The following is a 7767-nucleotide window of genomic DNA, read 5'->3' as shown; positions in this document are numbered from 1 at the left end:
TCCTGGGGCTCCGGCGCCGGCAAGCGCGGGAATCCGCAGCCCCTGGGCTGATCCGGCCCGTCCCGCCCGCGCGGGCGGCGCCGTCGCGCCCGGCTGGCCCGCGATCAAGAGCGACAACGCGGGCACGTCCTACCACGCGCAGGTCGGCCTGCTCGGGGACGCCGTGCACGCGGCGGGCGGCTGCACCTTCGCCGTCGGCCCCGGCGCGGTGTTCGGGCTCGGCGACGGCGGCGGCCGCGTGGACCGCTACGTCGCCTCCCCGGACAAGGCGACCGCCGCCGACTGGGCGAGCTGCCCACTCGCCGCCGTCGACGTGGACGACATGTTCCGCGCCTACCTGACCGCCGGGGTCGACCCGCACGGCGACCAGGTCCCGGTCGAGGACCGCAAGCGCGCCGCCGCCGCGGCCGCAGTGGACCGGCGGGTCGCGCAGGTCCTCGCCGGCGTCCCGGCCGGGACGACCGTCCTCGTCGCCGGGCTCTCCGACACCAGCGTCCGGCCGCACCTGCGGGTCGCCGTCGCCCGCGGCACCGGGGCGGGCGATCTCGGCTACGGGCCCGGCTACCTGACGTCGAGCGCGACGCGGCAGGACGGCCTGGTGACCCTCACCGACCTCACCGCGACGACCTTGAAGCTCCTCGGCTTGAAGCAGCCCAAGGAGGCCGTCGGCTCGGCCTGGCGGTCGCAGCGGTCGAAGGCGTCCACCGAGGACCGGGTTGCGGCGCTGGTGGACGAGGACGTGGCGGCCCAGGCGATCCGCAACGTCCAGACCTCGTTCTACTGGGTGCTGTTCGCCACGCAGCTCGTCCTGTACGGAGTGGCGGCGCTGGCGCTGCGGCGGGTGCGCGGCGACCCCCGCTCGCGGGCGCGGGTCCTCGGCGGCACCCGCGTGATCGCGCTGCTCGGCGGCGCGGCGCCCTGCGCGTCGTTCCTCGCCGGGCTGCTGCCGTGGTGGCGGGCGTCCCATCCGACGCCGGTGCTGATCTGCACCGTGCTGGGCTTCAGCGGCCTGCTGACGGGCCTCGCGCTCGCCGGGCCGTGGCGCCGGTCCGCGTTCGGCCCCGGGCTGGTGATCACTGGGGCGACCGCGCTCGTCCTCGCCGTGGACGTGATGACCGGGTCGACGTTGCAGCTCAACACGCTGATGGGCTACACGGCGCTCGTCGCCGGACGGTTCTACGGGTTCGGCAACCAGGCGTTCTCGCTGTTCGCGGTGGCCGCGATCCTGACGGCCGCCTGGCTGGCCGAGTTCCCGCTCCGGGCCGAGCGGAACCGGGCGTCCGAGGAGAGGTCCGAGGCGGGCGGGCGGCCCGCGTGGTGGGCGGCCCTGCTGAGCGGGAAGGCTGCGGCGGTCGCCGTCGTCGCCGTCGTGGGCGTCCTCGCGGTCGCCGTGGACGGCCTGCCCGCGTGGGGCAGCGACTTCGGCGGCGTCCTCGCGATCGTCCCCGCGTTCGCGATGCTCGGCATGATGGTCGCGGGGAAGCGGGTGTCGCTGCCCAGGCTCGCCCTGTTCTGCCTGGCCGGGGTCGTGCTGGTGCTGTTCATCTCCTACCTGAACTCGCGCAGCGCGAACCCGACGCACCTCGGCCGGTTCTGGCAGGACCTCATGGACGGCGACGCCTGGGACGTCATCACCCGGAAGTTCAACGCCATGGTGAACAGCCTCGGCTACTGGCCGTTCACGCTGCCGCTCGCCGCGGCCCTCGGGTTCCTGTTCTTCGTGCTGGCGCGGCCCACCCGGTGGCGCGTGTCGCTGCTGCACCGCGCCTACGAGCACAGCCCGACGATGCGCCCGGCGCTGATCTGCGCGCTGGCCGTCGGGGTCATCGGCATGCTGGTGAACGACTCGGGCGTGGTGATCCTGTCGGTCGCGTTCAGCCTCTCGACCCCGCTGATGCTCGCGGCGGGGGTGCGATCGCTGGAGCTCGACCTGATGGGCGCAGGCTCACCGCGGCCAGCGCCGCGAGGACCGCGAGCAGCGTCCATGGAATCACCGTCGGCCGAACGACCGTGAACAGCCAGGACAGGTCGTCCGGCATCCCGATGCGCTTCGGCGCGCGGGCGGGGAGGTAGGCCAGGCTGAGCGCGGTGGTGTGGGCGAGCAGGATCCAGTCGACCCGGGTCCAGGCGAGCAGCGCCAGCAGCGCCCAACCGAACCCGTCGTACCAGGGCAGCTCGTAGGGCGCGGCGAGGAGCCAAGCGAGCACCAGAGCAACCGTGACGCGGCGGTGTTCAGCTTCCTCGTCCTTGGGGAGCGCACGCAGCAGCAGGACGAACAGCAGCGTGCCGAGCGCGACCGAGCCGAACTTGATGACGTCACGGTGCGCTCCGCGGCCCAGCACCTCGTCCAGCAGGTGCCAGGGGGTGGCGAACGAGACCATGTTGCTCGCCTCGCTGACCTGGTCGAGCGCGTGCGGGCCCGCCAGCGCGTACGCCGCCGCCACCACGGCCGCGGCCCCACTGAGCAGGGCGACGAGGCCGACGAGGGCCCGGAGGCGGCTCCGTCCCGTCCAGGCGTCCCGCAGCAGCACCCAGGCGGGACCACCGCCGACCAGCGCGGCGGGCAGCTTGATCGCCGTCCCGGCACCGGTCAGGGCGCCCGCGGCGAACGCCCTGACCGCGCTCCGGTCCCCCGCACGGGACGCGAACACGGTCACCGCGGCCACCATCGGCGCGATCGCCAGGACGTCGTTGTGCGCGCCCGCGACCAGGTGGAACAGCAGCAGCGGGTTGCACGTCCACAGCAGCGCCGCCCGCAGGCGCCGCCCCTCGCTCCGGGACGTCCGGTGGAGCAGCAGCGCGGTGAGCGCGAACGCGAGCGCGTTCAGCGCCGACAGGACGAACACCGTCAGCCGCACCGACTCGCCGCCGATCCGCGAGGCGAGCGCCTGGGCGCCCGTCGCGATCGGCCCGTACACCGACGGCGTCGAGCGCCACTCCTCCGGCGCGCCCGCCACCGGGTCGCGGGCGAGGTCCACCGCGCGGGTCGTGTACGGGTCGTGGCCCGTCGCCGCCATCCGCCCGTACGAGGCGTAGTTCAGATGGTCGGACGACCCGACCGGCGGCATGAGCATGAACGCCATCGCGGCCGCCAACCCGGCGACCACCAGCGGCAAGGGTCTGGTCCGCCAGCCGCGCGCCGCGGCGGCGAGGCACAACCCGAGCCCGGCGGCGCTCAGCACCACACCCACCGCGACGAGGCCGATCACCAGGTGCGCGGACGGGCGGACGTGCAGCGCGTACGGCGGCACACCGCCCGCGCCGCCCAGCGCGGGCTGGAAGACCGACGGGCCGAGCAGGGCCGTGCCGAGGAAGCAGGCGAGCCCGGCGGCGACGCATCCCAAACCGGCGGCGCCCAGCCGCCCGCCTCTCGCGTGCACGGGACCCGCCTGGTCGGCGGAGTTCTCGTTCGGGGGGTTCGCGGGCCCCGGACCGGACGCGCCGGGGCCGGGACGGGTCATGGGCGGCGGCCGCGCAGGCGGGCGAGCCGATCGGCCACGGCGGGCTCGCGCGGCGCGAGGGCCCGCGCCACGTCGCGGAACTGCCGGGCGCGGTGGAGCTGCGCGCGCCAGTCGGTGCCGGTGGCGCGGTGCGCCAGCGGCACCTCGACCTCGGCGACCCGGAAGCCCTGCCGCACCAGGTCGATGGTGAGCGCGGTCTCCACGCCGAACCCGGCGGCCAGCGGCAGCGCGGCGTCGAACGCGGCGCGCGTCAGGCAGCGCTGCCCGTTGAGGGGCTGCGTCGCCTCCCAGCCGCTCGCGCGCCGGATCCCGTCCCGGGACAGCCGCACGACGAACCCGTGCCCGCCGAGCTTCACGGTCGTGGCGAACACCGCGATGGTCATGTCCGCGTCCCCGGCCCGGACGGGCTCGACCAGCGGCGCCGCCTCCCGGGCGGTCTCGGCGAGGTCGGCGTCCAGGAACAGCAGGTGGCGCGGCTCGTCCCGGCCGTCGTCCAGCAGCCGGACGGCCTCGGCGCCGCTCTCCATCGCCGCGCCCTTGCCCCGGTTGCGGCTGTGCCGCACGACCCGCGCCCCGGCCTGCCGGGCGACGCGCCCGGTGCCGTCGGACGACCCGTCGTCCACGACGACCACGAGGCCGGCGCCGGGCAGCTCCTGCGCGGCCTTGACCGTGGCCGCGATGCGGTCGGCTTCGTCCTTGGCCGGGATGATCACCGCTACGTCCTGCATACGCGCGATCGTAGTGGGCGCCGGGAACCGGCGCGGGAAGGATGCGCCCCCGTCGCCGGACGGTCGCCCTCCGTTCGCCCGAACCCATCGGACATGTCACAGCGACAAACAATGCAGACAAGCCGGACGCGCCAGGGGGATTGGGGCGGCCCGGAAAGCCCAGGGACCGGAACGATCGGCACGCCCAAGAGGACGAGAACGGTCGGTACCGCCCACAGGGACGGGACGGTCGGCAGCGCCGGAGCGGCTCTGGCGGCGGCCGCGGTGCGGGCGGCCGGCCGCAGGCCGAGGACGCGCCACGAGTCGGAAATGCCTGAGCGCACCGGGTGCACTGGGCGGGCCGGGTGCACCCTGGGCGGCGGGCGGTTGCCGGCTGCGGGCATGCCGAGCGGCCCGTCCGGGGTGTCCCCGGCGGGCCGCCGTCGGCTACGGACGGGTCAGCCGGCGTCCAGGGCGGGCGCGGCGTCGCACACGGTGAAGACGGTGTCGAGCCCGGTGACCTGAAGGATCCGTTTCACGGCCGGGCGCGGTGCGGCGAGCTCCAGCGAGCCCCCCTGCTCCTTGAGCCGCTTCATGGCGGCGAGCAGCACGTTCATGCCGGTCGAGTCGCAGAACTCGACGCCGCTGAGGTCGACCACGATGTGGTCGACCTGGTCGCGCAGCAGCCCCGCGAGGGCCGCCTGCAACCGCGGCGCGGTGTACAGGTCGAGCTCGCCCGTCGCCGTGACGACGGCGTGACCGCCCTGAGACGCGGTCGAGACGTTCAACTCCACGTCCGGCACACTATCTCGCCTTCGGCCCGCGAGCCAGGCAGTTGCCCAAGTCCCGTGTGGCGCGGGCACTACGGGGGCAGACCGTTACCGGACCTTGCCCGTACGCTTTGCAAACTACGGACCGCAATGTCATGGTTACCGCGACCCGAACGACCATCTCCTGGACGGTGATCTGTCGTGTTCCCTCTCGCCGGGCCGCCGAGTACGTCAGGCTGATGATGTGCGACAGCGGCAGGGTCAGGTGGGGTGCGGCGGCGACGCCGGCCCCGCGCGAGCGCGAACCGGGCCGGGCCCGTCCGCCCGGCGCGTCATCGGCGACGCGCCCGCCGCCGTCACGCCTGGGGGGTGTGCCGCACGTGGAGACTGACCGGACGACCGACCCGAGGGAGGCGCGGCTGCGGGAGCGCCTGGAGGCGATCCGCGTCCGCTCCGAGAAGTCGACCTCCTGGCGGACGTCCACCCGCTACCTGTCCCGCCTCGTCAACCGGAACGGCTTCGTCCCGATCCGTACCCGGCTCTCCCGCGAGGACCTGTCCTTCCTCGCCGGGGCCCGGGACGAGGTGATCGCGTTCGCCGAGCTGGGCGCTCGGCTTCTCGACCTGCACCGGCCCCAGGAGGCCGGGGGCATCACCAGCGACCCCGACAGCCCCATCCGGCGCTGCCGGGCCTGCATGTGGCGCTGGCCCTGCCCGACATTCCGCGCCATCGACGACGCCACCCACCGCTGACCGGGCTCGGCGGCGCCGAGCCGACGGGGGCGACGCGAGGTGGAGTGTCTCGGCCACCCGAGGCGTTGCGATCGCGTGCGAAGCCAAGTTCGAGCGAAGCGAGAACTTGATCGCGCAGCGAGCCCCTGGGCGAGCCGGAGCGATGCTAGCGATCGCCGCAGTGCCCGTTGAAGGAAGGCCCGCTAGGGCCTGACGCCGAGGGCACTGCAATAGAGCGGTAGGCGGACCTCGAAGCGGCAGCCCGGACCCGCGTTCGCCACGCCGATCCTGCCCGCGTGGGCCTCGACGATGCCGCGGGCGATCGCGAGGCCGAGGCCCGCGCCGCCGCCGGGCGACCGGGCCGCCTCGCCGCGGAACGCCACGTCGAACACGCGCGGCAGGTCGCTCTCCGGGATCCCGCCGCACGCGTCCGCCACCGTCACGCGGGCCTCGCCGTCGCGCACCTCGCCGATGATGTGCACCGCGCCGTCGCCCGGCGTGTGGCGGATGGCGTTCACGACGAGGTTGCGCAGCGCCCGCCCGAGCTCCCCCGCGTCCACCTGGACGGGCAGCCCCTCGCGGACGTCGCCGTGGATCTTCACGCCCTTGGCCCGCGCGAGCGCCTCCGTGCCCGCGACGGCCTCGGCGACCAGGTCGGCCAGGCCGACGCGCCGCAGCGACAGCCGCAGCGCCCCAGCGTGGATGCGGGAGAGCTCGAACAGGTCGTCGACCATCTCGGTGAGCCGCTCGACCTCCACGCGGATCCGGCCGTGGTAGCGGTGGACGGTGCCCTCGTCGGCGACGACCTCGTCCTCCAGCGCCTCGGCCATCGCGCGGAGCCCGGCGAGCGGCGTCCGCAGGTCGTGGCTGACCCAGGCGACCAGCTCGCGGCGGCTCGCCTCCAGCGCCTGCTCGCGCTCGTGCGCGGCGGCCAGCCGGTCGTAGGCCGCCTCCAGCTCGCGGGACAGCTCGGCCAGCTCGGCGGGCAGCCGCGCGTCCGGCGGCTGGAACCGGTCGGCGCGGACGGCCTCGACCAGCACGCGGTTCGCGGCGACGAGCCGCCGTCCGAGCAGCACCGACACGGCCATCGCGACCACGCCGGCGGACGCCAGCACGGCGAGGACGACGGAGCGGTCGTGGTCGCTCAGCAGCATCAGGTACGAGATCATGAGGATGCCCGAGACGGTCGCGAGGACCGTCGCCGCGCTCACCACGGCGAGCTGGACGGCCACCGACCGCCCGCGGAGCAGGTGCAGCGCCGCGAGCGCGAGGGCCGCGACGGCGAACGCCGCGAGCGTCGCGTAGAAGGCGACCAGCAGCAGGTCCTTGAAGGGGATCATGCAGCGTCCTCGCCGGGCTCGTACCGGTAGCCGACGCCCCACACCGTGACGATGCGGCGCGGCGCGGTCGGGTCGTCCTCGATCTTCTCCCGGAGCCGCCGGACGTGGACGGTCACCGTGGACGAGTCGCCGAACGACCAGCCCCACACGCGGTCGAGCAGCTCGTCGCGGGTGAACGCCTGCCGCGGGTTGCGGAGCAGGAACGCCAGCAGGTCGAACTCGCGGGAGGTGAGGGCCAGCTCCGCGCCGCGCAGCGTCGCCTCGTGCGCGCCGACGTCGACGGTCAGGTCGCCGTCGCGGAGCGGGCCGCCCGCCCCGGTCGGGACGAGCGCGCCGCGCGCCCGCCGCAGCACGGACCGGACGCGCAGCGCCAGCTCGCGGGGGCTGAACGGCTTGGTCACGTAGTCGTCGGCGCCGGTCTCCAGGCCGACGAGCCGGTCCGTCTCGGCGCCGAGCGCGGTCAGCATCACGATCGGGACGGCGGAGGTCTCGCGGAGCCGCCGGCACACCTCCAGGCCGTCCATACCGGGCAGCATCAGGTCGAGGACGACGAGGTCGGGCGGGTGGTCCGAGGCTTTGCGCAGCGCCGTCCGGCCGTCGGCGACGCACTCCACCTCGTGGCCGTCGCGGGTCAGGTAGCGGGCGACGACCTCGGCCACCGTGGGATCGTCGTCCACGACGAGGACCCGGCCGGCGGGCGTCACCATGGGGAGGCCGTCGTACCGGGCCTGAGCACGTGCGATGAGGTCACTCCCACA

6 protein-coding genes and 1 pseudogene are annotated in these 7767 nt (G+C 74.9%); 2 read left to right on the top strand and 5 right to left on the bottom strand.

The window, feature by feature from the left end:
• On the top strand, positions 1-2014 hold a 2014-nt coding region (locus tag E1300_RS52795; RefSeq protein WP_165503036.1), incomplete at its 5' end, for a hypothetical protein.
• A 520-nt stretch (positions 2015-2534) separates the two neighbouring features.
• Here E1300_RS52795 and mptB read toward each other — a convergent pair.
• The 3 genes and pseudogenes from mptB to E1300_RS28550 form a co-directional block, all read right to left on the bottom strand.
• Positions 2535-3461, bottom strand: a pseudogene (gene mptB, locus E1300_RS54345) (polyprenol phosphomannose-dependent alpha 1,6 mannosyltransferase MptB); the annotation flags it as partial.
• Positions 3458-4189, bottom strand: a complete 732-nt coding sequence (locus E1300_RS28555) for a glycosyltransferase family 2 protein (protein ID WP_131760184.1) — start codon at positions 4187-4189, stop codon at positions 3458-3460. The pseudogene mptB and the gene E1300_RS28555, both read right to left, overlap by 4 nt.
• A 437-nt stretch (positions 4190-4626) precedes the next feature.
• Complete coding sequence (locus E1300_RS28550; RefSeq protein ID WP_131760183.1) at positions 4627-4962, bottom strand: STAS domain-containing protein; 336 nt, start codon at positions 4960-4962, stop codon at positions 4627-4629.
• A 356-nt stretch (positions 4963-5318) separates the two neighbouring features.
• Between E1300_RS28550 and E1300_RS28545 the strand changes: the two genes are divergently transcribed.
• A complete protein-coding gene (locus E1300_RS28545) occupies positions 5319-5690 on the top strand; it encodes a hypothetical protein (RefSeq protein ID WP_131760182.1) in 372 nt (123 codons plus the stop codon).
• A gap of 182 nt (positions 5691-5872) precedes the next feature.
• Here E1300_RS28545 and E1300_RS28540 read toward each other — a convergent pair whose 3' ends face one another.
• Positions 5873-7009: a sensor histidine kinase gene (locus tag E1300_RS28540; protein WP_131760181.1), complete on the bottom strand. Its 1137-nt coding sequence runs from the start codon at positions 7007-7009 to the stop codon at positions 5873-5875.
• Positions 7006-7716, bottom strand: coding sequence for a response regulator (locus tag E1300_RS28535; protein ID WP_165503035.1), 711 nt, complete (start codon positions 7714-7716; stop codon positions 7006-7008). Before E1300_RS28535 ends, E1300_RS28540 begins: the two co-directional genes overlap by 4 nt.
• Positions 7717-7767 lie beyond the last annotated feature (51 nt).

This window comes from Actinomadura fibrosa (assembly GCF_900659615.1).
Taxonomy (GTDB): Bacteria; Actinomycetota; Actinomycetes; order Streptosporangiales; family Streptosporangiaceae; genus Spirillospora; species Spirillospora fibrosa.
The sequence above is the reverse complement of the archived record's forward strand: the minus strand, read 5'-3'. Positions and strand labels throughout refer to the sequence as shown.